This is a genomic window from Methylobacterium sp. AC433, from assembly GCF_979253015.1.
Map to the genome: position 1 here is coordinate 146,417 of NZ_CEEDBN010000003.1, position 15,184 is coordinate 161,600.

21 protein-coding genes are annotated in these 15,184 nt (G+C 70.8%); 3 read left to right on the top strand and 18 right to left on the bottom strand.

Going from position 1 to position 15,184, the window contains the following annotated elements; genetic code table 11:
- Positions 1-118 precede the first annotated feature (118 nt).
- Positions 119-1,048 (top strand): histone deacetylase family protein, encoded by a 930-nt coding sequence (locus AC0IWM_RS06620; RefSeq protein ID WP_471753640.1) that lies wholly within the window; start codon positions 119-121, stop codon positions 1,046-1,048.
- A 13-nt stretch (positions 1,049-1,061) separates the two neighbouring features.
- On the opposite strand, the gene AC0IWM_RS06625 is transcribed toward AC0IWM_RS06620, so the two are convergent.
- The 4 genes from AC0IWM_RS06625 to AC0IWM_RS06640 form a co-directional block, all read right to left on the bottom strand.
- Positions 1,062-1,259, bottom strand: coding sequence for a hypothetical protein (locus AC0IWM_RS06625; protein WP_471753641.1), 198 nt, complete (start codon positions 1,257-1,259; stop codon positions 1,062-1,064).
- Between the two features lie 24 nt (positions 1,260-1,283).
- The gene (locus AC0IWM_RS06630; protein WP_471753642.1) at positions 1,284-1,907 is read right to left on the bottom strand and encodes an acyl-homoserine-lactone synthase; all 624 of its coding nucleotides are present in this window, start codon (positions 1,905-1,907) and stop codon (positions 1,284-1,286) included.
- 167 nt (positions 1,908-2,074) lie between these two features.
- Positions 2,075-2,770 (bottom strand): LuxR family transcriptional regulator, encoded by a 696-nt coding sequence (locus AC0IWM_RS06635; protein WP_471753644.1) that lies wholly within the window; start codon positions 2,768-2,770, stop codon positions 2,075-2,077.
- Positions 2,771-2,874: 104 nt separating this feature from the next.
- On the bottom strand, positions 2,875-3,306 hold the full coding sequence (locus AC0IWM_RS06640) for a DUF488 domain-containing protein (protein WP_471754117.1): 432 nt from the start codon (positions 3,304-3,306) through the stop codon (positions 2,875-2,877).
- A gap of 215 nt (positions 3,307-3,521) precedes the next feature.
- Here AC0IWM_RS06640 and AC0IWM_RS06645 point away from each other — a divergent pair, with 215 nt between their 5' ends.
- Positions 3,522-4,391 carry a glycoside hydrolase family 25 protein gene (locus tag AC0IWM_RS06645; protein ID WP_471753646.1) on the top strand — a complete coding sequence of 290 codons (870 nt, stop codon included), beginning with the start codon at positions 3,522-3,524 and terminating at the stop codon, positions 4,389-4,391.
- Between the two features lie 120 nt (positions 4,392-4,511).
- On the opposite strand, the gene trhA is transcribed toward AC0IWM_RS06645, so the two are convergent.
- The 7 genes from trhA to AC0IWM_RS06680 form a co-directional block, all read right to left on the bottom strand.
- A complete protein-coding gene (trhA, locus tag AC0IWM_RS06650) occupies positions 4,512-5,192 on the bottom strand; it encodes a PAQR family membrane homeostasis protein TrhA (RefSeq protein WP_471753648.1) in 681 nt (226 codons plus the stop codon).
- A gap of 106 nt (positions 5,193-5,298) precedes the next feature.
- Entirely contained in the window at positions 5,299-5,520 is a 222-nt protein-coding gene (locus AC0IWM_RS06655; protein WP_471753650.1) for a hypothetical protein, read from the bottom strand.
- Positions 5,521-5,680: 160 nt separating this feature from the next.
- The gene (locus AC0IWM_RS06660) at positions 5,681-6,805 is read right to left on the bottom strand and encodes a COX15/CtaA family protein (protein ID WP_471753652.1); all 1,125 of its coding nucleotides are present in this window, start codon (positions 6,803-6,805) and stop codon (positions 5,681-5,683) included.
- Positions 6,806-6,862: 57 nt separating this feature from the next.
- On the bottom strand, positions 6,863-7,015 hold the full coding sequence (locus tag AC0IWM_RS06665) for a hypothetical protein (RefSeq protein WP_471753654.1): 153 nt from the start codon (positions 7,013-7,015) through the stop codon (positions 6,863-6,865).
- A gap of 79 nt (positions 7,016-7,094) precedes the next feature.
- Positions 7,095-7,376: a hypothetical protein gene (locus AC0IWM_RS06670; protein WP_056474601.1), complete on the bottom strand. Its 282-nt coding sequence runs from the start codon at positions 7,374-7,376 to the stop codon at positions 7,095-7,097.
- Positions 7,373-7,558 (bottom strand): hypothetical protein, encoded by a 186-nt coding sequence (locus tag AC0IWM_RS06675; RefSeq protein WP_056474605.1) that lies wholly within the window; start codon positions 7,556-7,558, stop codon positions 7,373-7,375. The genes AC0IWM_RS06670 and AC0IWM_RS06675 overlap by 4 nt, the downstream gene beginning before the upstream one ends.
- A gap of 213 nt (positions 7,559-7,771) precedes the next feature.
- Positions 7,772-9,580, bottom strand: a complete 1,809-nt coding sequence (locus AC0IWM_RS06680) for an adenine deaminase C-terminal domain-containing protein (protein WP_471753656.1) — start codon at positions 9,578-9,580, stop codon at positions 7,772-7,774.
- A gap of 291 nt (positions 9,581-9,871) precedes the next feature.
- Here AC0IWM_RS06680 and AC0IWM_RS06685 point away from each other — a divergent pair, with 291 nt between their 5' ends.
- Positions 9,872-10,126, top strand: a complete 255-nt coding sequence (locus AC0IWM_RS06685) for a hypothetical protein (RefSeq protein WP_056211374.1) — start codon at positions 9,872-9,874, stop codon at positions 10,124-10,126.
- 51 nt (positions 10,127-10,177) lie between these two features.
- Here AC0IWM_RS06685 and AC0IWM_RS06690 read toward each other — a convergent pair whose 3' ends face one another.
- From AC0IWM_RS06690 to AC0IWM_RS06720, 7 genes are all read right to left on the bottom strand, one after another.
- Complete coding sequence (locus tag AC0IWM_RS06690; protein WP_056474610.1) at positions 10,178-10,393, bottom strand: alkylphosphonate utilization protein; 216 nt, start codon at positions 10,391-10,393, stop codon at positions 10,178-10,180.
- A gap of 10 nt (positions 10,394-10,403) precedes the next feature.
- Positions 10,404-10,607, bottom strand: coding sequence for a hypothetical protein (locus tag AC0IWM_RS06695; protein ID WP_056474615.1), 204 nt, complete (start codon positions 10,605-10,607; stop codon positions 10,404-10,406).
- A 97-nt stretch (positions 10,608-10,704) separates the two neighbouring features.
- Positions 10,705-11,469: an SOS response-associated peptidase gene (locus tag AC0IWM_RS06700; RefSeq protein ID WP_471753658.1), complete on the bottom strand. Its 765-nt coding sequence runs from the start codon at positions 11,467-11,469 to the stop codon at positions 10,705-10,707.
- 151 nt (positions 11,470-11,620) lie between these two features.
- On the bottom strand, positions 11,621-12,625 hold the full coding sequence (locus tag AC0IWM_RS06705; protein WP_055953169.1) for a magnesium transporter CorA family protein: 1,005 nt from the start codon (positions 12,623-12,625) through the stop codon (positions 11,621-11,623).
- A gap of 10 nt (positions 12,626-12,635) precedes the next feature.
- On the bottom strand, positions 12,636-13,496 hold the full coding sequence (locus tag AC0IWM_RS06710; protein WP_471753660.1) for an SDR family oxidoreductase: 861 nt from the start codon (positions 13,494-13,496) through the stop codon (positions 12,636-12,638).
- 3 nt (positions 13,497-13,499) lie between these two features.
- Positions 13,500-14,318, bottom strand: coding sequence for an SDR family NAD(P)-dependent oxidoreductase (locus tag AC0IWM_RS06715; protein WP_471753662.1), 819 nt, complete (start codon positions 14,316-14,318; stop codon positions 13,500-13,502).
- Between the two features lie 53 nt (positions 14,319-14,371).
- On the bottom strand, positions 14,372-15,130 hold the full coding sequence (locus tag AC0IWM_RS06720) for an enoyl-CoA hydratase-related protein (protein WP_471753664.1): 759 nt from the start codon (positions 15,128-15,130) through the stop codon (positions 14,372-14,374).
- Positions 15,131-15,184: the final 54 nt, after the last annotated feature.

The window sequence follows — 15,184 nt, forward strand, 5'->3', positions numbered from 1 at the left end:
AGGTCTTGCACAAGCCAAGCCGAGCGCGCATCCCAGCATCGTGATCACGCGCCAGATGTGATACATTGGCACCATCTGTTGCATAGAAGCGTCAGATTGGCGGCTCGGAGGGACGACCGTGACGACGCTGTACGTGAGCCATCCGTCCGCCCTCGATCACGCCATGCCGGAAGGGCACCCGGAGCGGGCCGACCGCATCCGGGCGGTGGAGCGGGCCCTCGAGAACGAGCGCTTCGCCGGGCTGGTGCGCGGCCAGGCCCCGAGGGCCGAGGCCTCCGTGCCGAGCCTCGTGCATCCGGTCCCCTACGTTCAGGCGATCATCGAGGCGGCGCCGACGGAGGGCTACGTCCAGATCGACGGCGACACCCTGCTCTCGCCGGGGACCATCGAGGCGGCCCTGCGCGGAGTCGGCGGTGCCGTGCACGCGGTCGATGCCGTGATGAGGGGCGAGTGCGCCAACGCCTTCGTGGCCATGCGGCCACCGGGCCACCATGCCGAGCGCATGACCGCGATGGGATTCTGCGTGTTCAACAACGCCGCCATCGCGGCGCGCCACGCCCGCGAGGCGCACGGCGCGAGCCGCGTCGCGATCGTCGACTGGGACGTCCATCATGGCAACGGCACGCAGGACATCTTCTGGGACGATCGAACGGTGATGTACGCCTCCACCCACGAGATGCCGCTGTTTCCCGGCACGGGCGCGGCCTCGGAGCGGGGCAACCACGACACCATCGTCAACGTGCCCCTGCGGGCGGGCGACGACGGCGAGATCTTCCGCGAGGCCTTCGAGGCCGGCATCCTGCGCCGCCTCGATGCCTTCGCGCCCGACCTCGTCATCATCTCGGCGGGCTTCGATGCCCACCACCTCGACCCCCTCGGCCATGTCGCGCTCACCGAGGGCGATTTCGGCTGGGCAACGCGGCGCCTGATGGCCGTGGCCGATCGTCATGCGGGCGGGCGCGTCGTCTCGGTGCTGGAGGGGGGCTACAGCCTCAAGGGGCTCGGCCTCTCCGTCGCCGCGCATGTCGATGCGCTGATGGGGCGCTGACCCGAGGACGCGCTCAGGCGACCGGCTCCAGGGCGAGGGAATGCCTGTCCGAAGGGTCCGCCAGGGCGACCGCGATCTCGAACAGCAGCAGGTCGATGAGCCGCCGCATCACCGGTGTCCCGGCCTCCTCGATGACGGCGCGCGCCGCGATGCAGTGGGCGGCGAGGACGTCGAGGGCTTCACCCTGCGGGGACGGGGTCGCGATGAGCATGGTGGGGTCCTTTGCGGCCGCGCGTCAGGCGGCGGGGTAGGGGTAGGTCGGGGCGAGGACGGTGCCGGTGCGCCCGGTGAGGCTGCGCAGCCGTGCCAGGGTCCGCTCGTCGAACTCGGCGGTCGCCGCGATGATGTCCTCGCCGCCGATCGACTGCGGCAGGCCCAGCGGACGGGCGCGGAATTGGAGCTGCACCACGTGCAGCAGGTAGAGGGTCGGCATCTGCAGCACGAGCTGGCGCACGCCGTTGGCGAGGCCCCACTCCACGATGCCGGAGAGCAGGGCGAGCGAGACCGGGTTGACCGCCTTGCCGCGACCGCGATGGGACCGCGCGACGGCCTGGCGGGTCCATTCCCAGGTGTCGGGGCCGCGCGGCAGCGTGCCCTCGCAGAGCTGGGGCAGCACGTCGGAGAGGAGGTGCGGCCGGGTGGTCGGCAGGAGGCGGCTGTAGCCGATCACGCGCCCAGCCTCGATGGCGAGGAAGTGCATCGCGTGGGCCGTGTCGAACTGGTCGATCTCCCGTCCGTCGGGTCGGGCAAGGTCGAGCCAGCGCTTCTCCTCGACGAAGATCTGGTGTCTCAGGCGCCAGACCTGTTCCATCTCCTCACGAAAGCAGTATTCGTTCACGGGTGTCACGATCTGGATCATGTCGATACCTCCGTCACCGAGGTCGTTTCTGACATGAACGTGACCGTCACAAACCTACGGGATTCCGTAGGGAGGCGCGGCCGGACGTGCGGGATCGGGCCGGCGCGAAAGCCCGGCGGGGCGTCGGCTCAGGTGATCAGGCCGCGCCGCAGCGCCACCGCGACCGCCTAGGTCCGGTTGGTGGTGCCGAGCTTCGTCCGGGCGGAGCGCAGGTGGAAATCGACCCCGTGGGTCGAGATGCCCATGACCTCGCCGATCTCCCAGTCGGTCTTGCCCTCCGCCGCCCATTGCAGGGCCTCGCGCTCGCGCGGCGCGAGCTTGGCCGCCCGCGCGGCGGCCGCCGGCCCGCGCAGGCGCAGGAGATGGCCGAAGGCGTAGATGGCGATGAGGTGCAGCATCGGGCGGTCGCCCGGGTTCATCGCCAGGCGCTCGCCCGAGAGGCTGAACCCGGCGATCTCGCCGTCGAGCGTCATGAGCGGGACGGTGACGCCGTCGCGCAGGCGGAAGTCGCCCGCCTCCTCCATGACGCGGCGGGCGCCGGCATCGTCGCCGGAGCGCTCGCGCAGGTCACTCCAGGCGAAGGGCACCGTGCTGTCGGCGAGGTGCCGCACGGTGGGGTCGTGGAAGGCGTAGCCGCGGGCGAGGTAGCGCCGGCTCCACGCCTCGGGGAAGGTGTTGACCAGGACGTGCCCGTGCTGCTGCCGGGACGGCGTGCCCTTGCGCGGGACCGTGCCGGCCATGGCGTGGGACACGCCGAAGGCCGCGAATTCGTCCACCAGCAGCCGTCCCACATCGTCGGCGCTCGCGGTGCGGTCGAGGGCCCGGAGGAAGCCCAACGTCTGATCCAGCGCTCGGCGCGTCATGGCATGTCCGGCATCGTCGCCCCACTCGAATGAAAGTCGGTTAACTCTAGATTGTCAACGCGGACGCGATCGGGAATCGGGCGGGTGGTCCGGCTCGCGGCGCGTCAGCCGAACAGGTCCAATGCGGTGAAGCCGCGCGCCGCCATCCGCTCGGCGAGCACCCGCCGGTGGCAGCGCTCCGGCTCCCGCTCGAAGCACAGGAGGCAGATCGGGGTGCGGTCCGCCAGGGCGCAGAGTTCGTCGAGGGCGAGGCCGCCATCGGCGGTGTCGAGCACCTCCTCGCAATAGATCCGGCGCATCAGCGCGGCATCGTCCGCGCGGGCCGCCTGCCGCCCGGCCTTCGGCGTGCCGAGGGAGCGGGCATGGGCGTAGCCGATGCCGGCTCCCTCCAGGCTGGTTCGCAGGGCGTTCTTCGAGAAACCCCGCTTGCGGGAATTCGCCACGGCGCGGACATCCGCCAGGGTCCCCACCCGGGCGTCCCGCAGGGCCGCGATCAGGCGCTCGGAATCGAGCCCTTCGTACCCGATGGTGAACAGAACCTTCACGGCACCCTCCCCTGCCCCAAACGCCGAGGCCCAGCCTGCACTTAGGGAGTGGAGGCCATGGGGGCCAGCGTGGACGTCTACCGCTCATGTGGCTCGTTCGACACGGCTTCCGGAAATCCGCCGCATTGCCGTCAAAGGTCTGTTAACCGCGCCCGGGTCATCCCTTAGCCATTGGTAGCGCGTAGAAGCTGGTGGGTCGGGCAACGATGCGGCTGTGGAACGGGACTGCCCCGGCACGTCAGAACCAGCGTGCGCCGCTTGCGGCCCTCCGGACCGGCCTGCGCCGGGGCGCGGCCCTGGCCGTGCTCTCGGCCCTGGCGGCCTGCTCGGGCAGCACGGATTTCTACCCCACCAAGGGTGACGCCAAGCCCCATCCTGGCGTGGCGCGGGCCAAGCAGCACCCGGTGCAGGGCATCGACATCTCCAAGTGGCAGGGTCCCGTCGACTGGATGTCGGTGCGCGCGGCCGGCACCCAGTTCGCCTTCATCAAGGCGACCGAGGGCGGCGACCACGTCGACGAGCGCTTCCGGACGAACTGGGAAGGCGCGGCCCAGGCCGGCGTGCCCCGCGGCGCCTACCACTTCGTGTTCTGGTGCCGCTCGCCTCAGGACCAGATGGCCTGGTTCAAGAAGAACGTCCCCAATGACCCGACCGCCCTCCCCCCAGTCCTCGACGTGGAGTGGAACGGCCATTCGCAGCTCTGCCCGAAGAAGCTGCCGAAGGCCCAGGCCCTGTCGATGATCCGCTACATGCTCGACGAGATGGAGCGCTACACCGGCAAGCGCCCGATCATCTACACCGACATCACCTTCCACAAGGACGTGCTCGAGGACGAGCTGCCGGACTACCCGCACTGGGTCCGTTCCACGGCGGCCGAGCCGGAGCAGCGCTACGCCAAGCGCAAGTGGATGCTGTGGCAGTTCACCTCCACCGGCCGGGTGCCCGGCGTGCGCGGGGACGTCGACCGCAACGCGTTCTACGGGACGCCGGCCGAATGGGCCTCGTTCCTGTCGACGGATTGCGATCCGCGCGAGCACCGCAACCTCGCCGATCGCGGCCTCTGCACCGGCAAGTGATCCTGAGCACCTGATCTCCGGGCGAAGTCATCCCTAGCGTGTGATCCCGGGCGCCCGACCGCAATCAGCGGTCAGCGCATCCCGGCGGCGACATGCCGGGATGCGCGTTTGCGGCTCGCGTCAGGCGCCCGCGCCCATCACGGTCGCCATCACGGTCCCGTAATGGCAGGCGGTGGCGGCGAGCACGAAGGCGTGCCAGATCGCGTTCTGGTAGGGCAGGCTCCGCCAGACGTGGAAGATCACCCCCAGCGAATAGAGCACGCCACCCAGGGCGAGCATCCAGAGGGCGTCGTTGCTGAGCCGCCCGATCACCGCGTCGTAGGCGACGACGCCGCTCCAGCCGAGGGTGAGATAGAGCCCGATCGAGGCCCGGTCGTAGCGGCCGGGCAGGAGCAGCTTCAGGGCGATCCCGATCGCCGCCACCAGCCAGACCGTGCCGAGGAGGCTCCAGGCGGGCAGGCCGTCGCCGACGAGGGCGACCAGGGGCGTGTAGGTGCCGGCGATCATGAGGTAGATCAGGGCGTGGTCGGCGCGCCGCAGCAGCCACTTGCGCCGGGAGACGGGCCACATGTTGTAGGTGGCCGAGACGCCGAGCATCGAGACGAGGCCGGCCGCGTAGACCGTGACCCCTGCGCGCTCCAGGAACGAGAGCGGCGAGAGGGCGGCGATCACCACGATGGCGATGGCGCCGGCGACGCCAAGGGCGACGCCCACGACGTGCACGGCGCCATCCGCCAGGATTTCTTTCCGAGTGTAGTTCCAAGTCACTCCCGTTGGGCGTCCGTCGTCCGCTAAAAGCATCGCCGACCTCCGGTATTTCCGTAGAGGCTACGCTTCAACCTGTTGCCGCGTTCCCAGCGACAACTACCGAGTTGGAGCCATCAACAGGAATCTCTTCGGGTAAGGACTAACCCGGAAGGATGTTGGGGTACCGGCTCGCGATGGCCATGGCCCAGACGGCGCCCAGGAGCCCCGTCAGGCCGAGCGCCAACCAGGCATGCTTGCCGTGACCTTGCTTCCCGTGACGGTGCGCGGCGGACGGCCGGGTCGGAGCGGCGGTGGGCGCCGTCCGGGCCTCGGGGCGGGTCGGCTCGAATGCGGGCGGGCGCCGAGTCTCGGTGTCCTGCATGCAGGGATCGTCCTTTCGCGGTTCAGAGGCGTCGGGAAGCGGACGTCGGACGCCCGGGCTTCGCTGTGACGGGGTTCGAACGTACGAGGACGATCGTGGTTCGTTGCAGTGCGGTCGCGATGTGGCGATCCGCACATGCCGGGCTGGGGGGGCAGGTCCGTCAGGCCGCCTTGCCGGTGAGGGCCTCGTAGCCGAACGGCGTCGACGGGCGTCCGAGGGGCGTCGCGACGACGGCTCGTCCGGTCCGGCGGGCATGGACCGTCGCCATGGTGAGGACCGCCATGGCGAAGACCTGATGGGAGAGCGCCGCCCAGAGCGGCACGGCCAGCAGCAGGGTGGTGATGCCGAGAACGCCCTGGGCGAGCACGAGACCGGCGATGCCGGTCGCACGGCGGGCCATCCCGGTGCCTGGCCGGGCCCGACGGGCATCGAGGGCATGGACCAGCGCGATGGCCAGGAGCAGGTAGGCGGTCAGGCGGTGGTTGAGCTGCACCAGGGCGAGGTTGTCGACGAAGTTCTCGATCCACGGCGTCCCGGCGAAGAGTTCCGCCGCGGGCGGCACGAGATGCCCGTCCATGCTCGGCCAGGTGTTGTACAGGAGGCCGGCCTTCGATCCGGCGACGAGACCGCCGAGGAAGATTTGGACGACGACGAGGGCCATGATGGCGAACGCCGTCCACTGCAGGCGCGGCGGTCCGGCCTCGGCGGCGGCGTCCGACGGGCGCAGGCCGGCGGCGAGCCAGACGAGACCGGCCAGGATCAGGCTGGCGGTGGTGAGGTGGAGGGCGAGCTTCAACGGTGCCACGGCCGTCATGCCGGGCTGGAGGCCGGAGGCGACCATGATCCAGCCGATCGCGCCCTGGAGGCCGCCGAGGATCCCGAGCCCGAGCAGGCCGAGGCCGAGGCTGCGGGTCAGGGCGCCGCGCCACCAGAACCAGAGCAGGGGCAGGAAGAAGACCAGGCCGACGATGCGCCCGAGGAGGCGATGGCCCCATTCCCAGGCATACAGCACCTTGAAGTCGGACAGGCCCATGCCCTGGTTCAGGATGCGGTATTGCGGCGTGTCGCGATACTTCTCGAACTCCGCCGCCCAGGCCTCGGCCGAGACGGGCGGGATCGCCCCCGTGACGGGCCGCCACTCCGTGATCGAGAGACCGGAGCCGGTGAGGCGCGTGGCGCCGCCGACGGCGACCATGCCGACCACGAGGGCGGCCAGCAGATAGAGCCAGATTCGCACGCCCCGCTGTCCGGAGGCCCTGCCGGTCGCCTGTTCGCCTGCTCGCACCGCGTCGTTCCTCGCATCCCGCGCGGGCGCCGACCGGCGCCCGCGGATGGATGCGGGTTAAGCGAGGTAGGCGCTGTGGGCAACGCTCAGCGACGACGCACCGCCGGGCTCCAGGCCCGCGGCATCCAGGTCGCGCTGGCGGTTGAGCGACAGCATCTCGAGCACGGCGATGACGATCCAGGGTCCCGCGATCCCGATGAAGAACGTCATGCCTGCCAATCCTCCTGTGCGCCGCGCGCGACAGCGAGAATAGGTGACGCACCGGGTTCGGCAAGCCGGAAAGACGGTGTCAGAAGGCGGTTCGGGCCAACTTCCAGACCAGGAAGGCCAGGACGCCGGCGCCGAGGCACCGCCGCCAGGGATTCACCCCGCGCACGACCTCGTCGACGGCCCACCACGCGAGGGCCGCCGCGCCGAGGACGCGGAGATAGGGGCCGATCCGGCCGCCCGGTCCATCGAGCCATCCGACCACCGCGCAGCCGATGAAGATCAGCAGCGGGGCGTTCGGCCATTGTCCGATGGTGATCGCACCCGTCTGACGGTTGCGAAAGAACCAGTCGATCGCGTTCAGGTCGGGACTCCGGTGTCGGCCTTGCGGGCCGGGGCGCAGATCTGCGGCGACACCTTGTCGAGATGCTCGCAGGCATTGCGAAGGTACCAGGCCCGCAGCTCGGGCTGGCCGGGGGCCACGTACATGCCGACGAGCACGAAGGCGACCGCGCCGACGATGATGAGGGTGAGAAGACTACGCATCGGGGCAACTCCCAGGACCGGTCAGGCGCCCCTTCTCACCACCCGGGTCTCGGGGAGACCCCATATCCGGGGGGAGTCCCGGACAAAGAAACAGCCCGCGCGCCGATCTCGGCATGCAGGCTGTATGAGCTTGGGAGGATCGAGAGGCTGTTGAGACCTGCCTGACAACGGCGCCGTCCGGCAACGGTTCCCGCGCCGGATCGCGGAATCGCCTCAGGCGGCTTCGAACAGGGGTACGATGCGCATGCCCGGCACCAGGACGAGGCCCTTGTCGGTGATGCGGATCTCCGGAATCACCGAGAGCGGGATCAGATTGAAGCCCATGTAGGGGATGGTGCAGCCGGCCCGCTCCCACGCTGCCTTGAGCACCCGCACGTCCTCGGCCACCGCCGTGACGCGCTTGTCCGACAGGAGCCCGGCCACCGGCAGCGGCACCAGGGCGACCACCGCTCCCTCCTCGACGACGCAGACACCGCCCTGGATCGCGCTCAGGGCGTCGAGGGCGACGCGCATGTCCGCCTCGTCGAGGCCCGCGACGATGACGTTGTGGGAGTCGTGGCCCACGCTGCTCGCCACCGCGCCGCGCTTCAGCCCGAAGGCGCGCAGCAGGCCGTGGGCGAGGTTTCCGGCCCTGCCGTGGCGCTCGATCACGGTGACGAAGCAGAGGTCGTTGGCCGCCAGCGTCGCGGGCCAGTCCGGCCCGGGCACGAGGTCGACGATCTCGTGGGTGAGCTCGATGCCCGGGAGCGTCGTGCGGATCGCGTTGATCCGGCACGGTCCCGCCGGCAGGTCCGGGACGAGGGACGGCAGCGGATCGGTCAGGTGCATGGTGGCGTAGGCCGGCGCCGGGTAGCGGTAGGGGCGCGACAGGGCGGCGTCGAGGATCGGCGTGATCCGGCGGTTCTCGACGACCAACTCGCCGCCATACCAGGTGGAATGGGGCACGAGGTCGTCGTCGAGGAGCACGAGATCGGCCCGGCGGCCGCCGCCGAAGCCGCCGATCTCGCCGTCGAGGCCGTAGCGGGTGGCGGGGTGCAGCGACCCCATCGACCAGGCCTGCACCTTCGGGATGCCCATGCGCACCGCCTCGCGCACCACCCAGTCGAGGCCGAAGGCGAGAAGGTCCTGCGCGTCGCGGTCGTCGGTGCAGACGCAGATCCGCTTGGCGGCGGCGCCGTAATCCAGGATGGTGCCGATGGCTTTCGGCAGGCTGTGCCAGGGCGTGGTCGGCGGGCCGCCGCGCAGGTAGATCCAGAAGCCCGCCTCCAGGAGGTCGTCGGCGATGTCGCGGTCGATGGCCTCGTGGGTGTCGGTGACGCCGCTGGCCGCATAGGCCGCCACGAAGCCGCGGCCGTAGATGTGGCCCGAGACCGGGCGCCCGCGCTCCAGGGCGGCCTGGATGATGGCGTGGGCGCGGGGATCGCCCTCGCAGACCGCCACGAAATCCATCTTCTCGCCGAGGCCGATCGCCTCCGGCCAGGCATCGAACAGGGCCGCGATCTTGGCCGCATCGAGGTCGCCGCCCGCGGTCTCCAGTTCGGGCGAGGTCGCCGGCACCGTGCTGGGCACCGTGAGGTAGATGTTCAGGGGCGCCGCGCGGGCATCCTCCAGCATCCAGGCGATGCCGTCCGTATCGAGCACGTTGCCGATCTCGTGGCTGTCGCAGACGATGCTGGTGGTGCCGTTGAGGAGCGCGGCCTCGGCATAGGCGCAGGCCGTGACCATGCTGCTCTCGATGTGGAGGTGCGGGTCGACGAGGCCCGGTGCGAGCAGGCCGCCGCCGAGGTCGTGGCGCGGCGCGGCGCCCCGATGGGTTCCCGCCGGCCTCACCGCCGCGATCCGCCCGCCGGCGATCCAGACCTCGCGGTCGGGCAGGATGCGCTCGGAATAGGTCGAGAGCAGCCGGGCGCCGGTGAGGACGCGATCGGGCTCGGCCCGGCCCGAGGCCACGGCCGCGAGGTGTCGTGTCATCCGGCTCAAGGGTTCGACGGAGAAGCGCGTCAGCGGTCGCGTGTCGGTCATGCGGTTTCCCGATCCTCGAAGGGTCGGCATCGCCGCCCCGGCCACCCCCGCGGCGCACGCATCGTGCCAGACCGCGGACCCGCGCGACAGGCGCGGCGACCCGGAAGCCGGGTTGCCAAGCCGGCGCCGCGGCACCATTTAGGCGCCATGCCGGTCGCGACCCCGCGTCGCTCGATCGGAGACGGCCACGATGACGGGCCTGGGTGACGCCGGATGTACGCGCACCCGCCCCGTCCCATCCGTGGCCGTCGGCATTTCCCCCAGCCCCTGCAGTTCGAGCATCGTCCCGTCATGGCCAAGCGTACCAAGTCGAAACCGCAGGAGCGCGGCTCCGTCCTGTTCGACGTCGTCTACGACGACGAGTCCCGCGCCTCGAACCGGCGCGTGCCCATGGAAATCCTCGGCGGCCTCGACGGCGACGAGCCGGCCCGCCAGCTCATCGAGGACCAGGATCGCGCCATCTCGGAGAAGTCCGGCCGCCCCCTTCGGGCGATCCGCAGCCTGACCCGCTCGCCCGCCCGCGTCTCCACGGCCTCGGACGAGTAGGCCGCTCCCGTCCCCGCCGCCCGGACCAGCCCCGGGCCGGCGGTTCCGCATTCAGGCCTTCTTGAGGAACGCCGCCTTCAGGACGAGGCCCTTCACCTTCTCGGCGTTGCACTCGATCTCGGCCGGATCGTCGGTCAGCCGGATGTTCCGGATCAGCGTGCCGCGCTTCAGGGTCGTCGAGGTCCCCTTCACCTTCAGGTCCTTGATCAGCGTCACCGCGTCGCCATCGGCGAGCTTGGTGCCGTTCGCATCCCGGGTCTCGTCCATGATCCCGGTCTCAGGCCTCGGGCCGCGTGTAGGGCCGGCCGGCATCGACGAGGGCGCGGTCGACCGCCTCGATGGCGAGCAGGATCCGGGTCAGGTCCTCGGCGGCCGAGGGAGCGGCGACCTCGCTGCTGCCGATGCGACGGGCGAGCGCGCCGCGCTGACGGGCGAGGCTGTCCCGTGCCCGGTTCATCTGCTCGATCTCTTCCGACGTCATGCCATTTTCCCTCTGAACCGGCCCGGCAGGGCCGCAGGAGCGATGCGGCCTTTGCGGGCCGAACGCAAGGCGGCCTTCCGCCGGATCGGAGCCCGTCTCAGAACAGGGCGCCCTGCTCGTCCTCGTCGCTGGAGCGCGGCTGCGCGGCGGGCGGCGCGCCCCGTCCGGCCTCGCCGCGGTGCGGCCTGGCGAGCGGTTCGATGAGGTCCGGTTCGTCGATGCGGGCGTTGTTCACGCGGGCGCCGACGGGATCGAGGGTGAGCCAGTCGTTCGGACAGGGCCGGCACAAGGCCACCGCCGCATCCGGTTCGGTGCCGCGGGTGTCGAGCCAAGACTCGATGGTCTCCGGCGCGAGGATCACCGGCATGCGGTCGTGGACGGCCGCCATCGCGCCGTTGGCGTCCGTGGTGACGATGGCCGCGGTGTCGACCTCCGAGCCGTCGGCCCCGAGCCAGTTCTCCCACAGGCCGGCCAGGGCCATCGGCGCCCGGTCGGCGCGGCGGATCATGAACGGGGTCCTGGTCGCGGCCCTGCCCGTTCCCTCCCGGCGCCACTCGTAGAAGCCGTCCGCCAGGAAGACGCAGCGGCGATGGCGCAGGGCGCCGCGGAAGGTGGGTTTTTCCCGCAGCGTCTCGGACCGGGCGTTGATGACGAGGGGGAAATCCTTGGGGTCCTTGACCCAGCTCGGCCACAGGCCCCAGCGCACCAGGCGGAACTGGCGCCGGCCGCCCTCCGACAGCACCACGGGCACCGGCTGGGTCGGCGCCACGTTGTAGCGGGGCGGGAAGTTCGGAACCTCCGGATAGCCGTAGAAGGCCCGGAAGATCTCCGGGGCCTGGGCGATGAAGAAGCGTCCACACATGGGCGGACGATCCGCAAATCCGACGCGATGGGCAAGGCCCGATGGACTTGGATCGGTCTTTGCCTGGCGGCGCCCGCCATGTCGGCGGCGTTGCGGACGATCGCCTGCTTCGGCCCGTCCGGCGCCTCAGCGACCGTTCGGGTCCGGCGCGCTACAGCCAGCGCTTCCAGCGGAAGAACACGTATGGGAGCACGGCCGCGACGACCATCATGACCACCGCCATCGGGTAGCCGAACCCCCAGTCCAGCTCCGGCATGGCCTTGAAGTTCATGCCGTAGATCGACGCGATCAGGGTCGGCGGCATGAAGACCACCGCCATGACCGAGAACAGCTTGATGATGTTGTTCTGTTCCAGGTTCACCAGCCCGAGGGTGGCGTCGAGGAGGAACTGGATCTTCGAGGACAGGAAGGTGGCGTGCTCCTCCAGGGACTGGAGATCGCGCAGGGTGGAGCGCACGTCCTCGCGCAACTCGCGCGGGGCCTTGGCGGTGCGGTAGGTCGCCGAGAGCGAGAGCAGGATGCGCTCCATCGAGACCAGGCTCTCGCGCTGCTTCGAGATGAGGTCGCCGTGGCGCCCCAGCGCCCGGAGCGTGTCCTGCAGGGCGGTGTTGCGGGCGCTCGGGTCCTCCTTCTCCTCGAAGATCTTGCCCGAGAGCCGGTCGATGCGCTCGCCCTGGAGCTGGAGCACGTCCGCCGCCCGGTCGATCACCGTCTCGATCAGCCCGGCCAGGATGGTCTCGCCGGAGGGAACCGCCGAGGGACCGTTGCCCGTGGAGCGGCCGGCCCGCTGCGTGTACATCCGGAAGGCCTGCGGCTCCTCGTAGCGCACGGTCACGAGCCGGTTGCCGCGCAGGATGAAGGTGATGCCGGCCAGCCCCGGCTCCTCGGATTCGCTGACCTTGCTCAGCACGCGCCCGGTCATGTAGCGGGCGCCGTCCTCGACGTAGAGGAGCTCGGAGGGCTCGATGTCCTTCATCTCCTCGCGGGTCGGCACCGAGATGCCCATGAAGACCTCGACCTTGAGGTCCTCCTCCCGGCTCGGCCGCACCATGTCGAGCCAGACGGTGTCGTCCGGGATCGGCTCCTGCAATTCGAGGGAACGGCGCTCGAGCAGGGTCTGCCCGGCACCGGCGACCGGCTGGTGGATGAAGATCACGCGGGATGTCTCAGGCGAAGGCCCCGGGAGGCGGTGTGCTCGCATCCGGCACGAAGAAGTCCGGCGCAAGAGGGATGCCGGGTGTGACGCGGTATTTTGAAAAGTCCGTGACACCCTGCTCGGCCAGGAAGCTGTCGTCGATGAGGAAGCGGCCGGTCACCTCCCGGGCCGGCAGGCCGAACAGCGCGTGGGCGGCGTCGGCCAGGATCTCGGGCGTGCGGCTCGCCTGCATCAGGGCCTCGCCGCCCAGCAGGTTCTTCACCGCCGCGGTGGCGATGGTGGTGCGCGGCCACAGGGCGTTCACCGCGATGCCCCGGCGCCGCAGCTCGCCGGAAAGACCGAGGACGCAGAGCGACATGCCGTACTTGGCGATGGAATAGGCCAGGTGCGGTGCGAACCACTTCTCGGACAGGTCGAGGGGCGGCGACAGCATCACGATGTGCGGGTTCTCCGCCTTGGCGAGGTGCGGGATCGCGTATTTGCTGACCATGTAGGTGCCGCGCGTATTGATGCCGTGCATCAGGTCGAAGCGCTTCATCTCGGTCTCGGGCGTCCGGGTCAGCGAGATCGCGCTGGCGTTGTTCACCACGATGTCGATGCCGCCGAAGGTCGTCGCCGTGGTCTCGATGGCGGTCGCCACGCTGTCCTCGTCGCGGACGTCGACGAGGAGCGGCAGGGCCCGCCCGCCCGCCGCCTCGATGGCCGCGGCCGCGGTGTGGATCGTGCCCTCCAGCTTCGGGTGCGGCGTATCGGTCTTGGCCGCGATCGCGATGTTGGCGCCGTCGCGGGCCGCGCGCAGGGCGATGGCGAGGCCGATCCCGCGGGAGGCCCCGGTGATGAACAGGGTTTTGCCCTGAAGCGATCCGCTCATGTCTCAGGTTTCCTCGGCGTTGATCTGGAACCGGGACGGCCGGGTGCCGTCCGCATCGGTGAAGCCGTACAGGGCGGCGAGATCCCCGGCATGGAGGACCTGCCCGGCCCGGGTCGCGACGCCCGGGTCGGCCGCCAGGGCGGCGAGGGCGCGACCCGCATAGAGCGGGCTCTCCGTCGCCCGGTCGGCGTGGCCGATGTCGACGGCGCGCTCGGTGCGCACGAAGCCGGGGGAGAGCGCGAGAGCGGTGACCCCGTGCGGCGCCAGTTCCTGGGCACAGGCGAAGGCCAGCCGGTTCGTGGTGGCCTTGGTCAGGTCGTAGAAGATGTCGCCGAGATAGCCCGGGGCGGTGTCGAACGAGACGAAGGCGAGGAGGCCGGATTTCGCCGAGACCATCGCGGGGGCGACCGCACGGGCGAGGAGCAGGGCCGGATAGGGGCCGCTCCCGAAGAAGTCTGAGAACGGTTCGGCCGAGCGGCGCCAGAACGGCGTGCCCCAGGCGGCGCCGTCGGCGTAGCGCTCGCCGTCATAGCCCTCGTTGCCGCCCCAGACGCTGGAGACGGCGAGATCGATGCGCCCGAACCGGCGCAGGACCCAGTGGACCAGCGTGTCGACCGCCCGCTCGCTGGTATGGTCGCAGAGGTAGTGGTGGCCGTCGCCGCCGGCGGCATCGACGGCCCGGGCGGCGTCCTCGACGACCTCCGGCCGTCCTTCCGTGCGCGGCCCCGTCTCGCTGGAGCGGGCGGTAACGATGACGGTGGCGCCCGCCTCGCCGAGTCCCCGGGCGATGCCCCGGCCGACGCCGCGCGAGCCACCGGCCACGAGGCAGATCCTTCCCCGCAGGTCGGGTGTCGGGCGGGCGTCGGGGCCGGCGCTCACGCCGGTTTGGCCCGGCCGAGGAAGCGCGCGAAGGCGGCCTGGGCTTCCGGCGCCCACAGGCGCTCCTCGAAGGCGACGGCTTCGGCCTCGAGGGCGGCTTCCATGGCGGCCTGGTCGCCGCGGATCAGGGTCCGCGTCGCCTGCACCGCGCCGCGGGGCAGCCCGGCGAGGCGCGTGCCCTGGGCCTGGGCATGCTCCAGCAGCAGGCCGGCCGGCATCACCGCGTTGACGAGACCGAGGCCGAGTGCCTCGTCCGCGTCGAAACCCTGGCTCAGGAGCAGCATCTCGGTGGCCTTCAGGAGCCCGACCCGGCGCGGCAGCAGGTAGCTCGAGGCCGCCTCCGGCACGAGGCCGAGCTCCACGAAGGGCATGCGGAAGCGCGCGGCCGGGCTGGCATAGACGAGGTCGCAATGCAGGGTCAGCGTCGTGCCGATCCCCACCGCGATCCCGTCCACGGCGGCGATCATCGGCGTGCGGGTGCGGGCGAGCTGGCGGATGAACTGCAGGGCCGGAGCCTCACGGAACGGCTTGCCCGCGCCCGCCACGAAGTCTGCGAGATCGTTGCCGGCGCTGAACGCGCCCGGCGCCCCGGCGAACACCACGGCGCCGATCGCATCCTGCGCATCGGCGTCCGCGAGGGCGGCGCGCATGGCGTCGTACATGGCGCCGGTCAGCGCGTTCTTCTTCTCGGGCCGGTCGATGCGGATGAGGCGGACGCCGTCGGCCGTATCCGCGATCGCGATGTGCTCGCTCATGGTGCCCTGCCCCTGGATGATGGTCGATTCTCCGGCCGGCCCATTCCCGGCCTG

Coding starts and splice junctions, on each gene's coding strand:
- AC0IWM_RS06645 (WP_471753646.1), top strand. CDS start 3,522: ATGCGGCTGTGGAACGGGACTGCCCCGGCACGTCAGAACCAGCGTGCG.
- AC0IWM_RS06680 (WP_471753656.1), bottom strand. CDS start 9,580: ATGACCGACACGCGACCGCTGACGCGCTTCTCCGTCGAACCCTTGAGC.
- AC0IWM_RS06700 (WP_471753658.1), bottom strand. CDS start 11,469: ATGTGTGGACGCTTCTTCATCGCCCAGGCCCCGGAGATCTTCCGGGCC.
- AC0IWM_RS06710 (WP_471753660.1), bottom strand. CDS start 13,496: ATGAGCGGATCGCTTCAGGGCAAAACCCTGTTCATCACCGGGGCCTCC.
- AC0IWM_RS06635 (WP_471753644.1), bottom strand. CDS start 2,770: ATGACGCGCCGAGCGCTGGATCAGACGTTGGGCTTCCTCCGGGCCCTC.
- AC0IWM_RS06630 (WP_471753642.1), bottom strand. CDS start 1,907: ATGATCCAGATCGTGACACCCGTGAACGAATACTGCTTTCGTGAGGAG.
- AC0IWM_RS06625 (WP_471753641.1), bottom strand. CDS start 1,259: ATGCTCATCGCGACCCCGTCCCCGCAGGGTGAAGCCCTCGACGTCCTC.
- AC0IWM_RS06685 (WP_056211374.1), top strand. CDS start 9,872: ATGGCCAAGCGTACCAAGTCGAAACCGCAGGAGCGCGGCTCCGTCCTG.
- AC0IWM_RS06690 (WP_056474610.1), bottom strand. CDS start 10,393: ATGGACGAGACCCGGGATGCGAACGGCACCAAGCTCGCCGATGGCGAC.
- AC0IWM_RS06665 (WP_471753654.1), bottom strand. CDS start 7,015: ATGACGTTCTTCATCGGGATCGCGGGACCCTGGATCGTCATCGCCGTG.
- AC0IWM_RS06675 (WP_056474605.1), bottom strand. CDS start 7,558: ATGCGTAGTCTTCTCACCCTCATCATCGTCGGCGCGGTCGCCTTCGTG.
- AC0IWM_RS06695 (WP_056474615.1), bottom strand. CDS start 10,607: ATGACGTCGGAAGAGATCGAGCAGATGAACCGGGCACGGGACAGCCTC.
- AC0IWM_RS06655 (WP_471753650.1), bottom strand. CDS start 5,520: ATGCAGGACACCGAGACTCGGCGCCCGCCCGCATTCGAGCCGACCCGC.
- AC0IWM_RS06720 (WP_471753664.1), bottom strand. CDS start 15,130: ATGAGCGAGCACATCGCGATCGCGGATACGGCCGACGGCGTCCGCCTC.
- trhA (WP_471753648.1), bottom strand. CDS start 5,192: ATGCTTTTAGCGGACGACGGACGCCCAACGGGAGTGACTTGGAACTAC.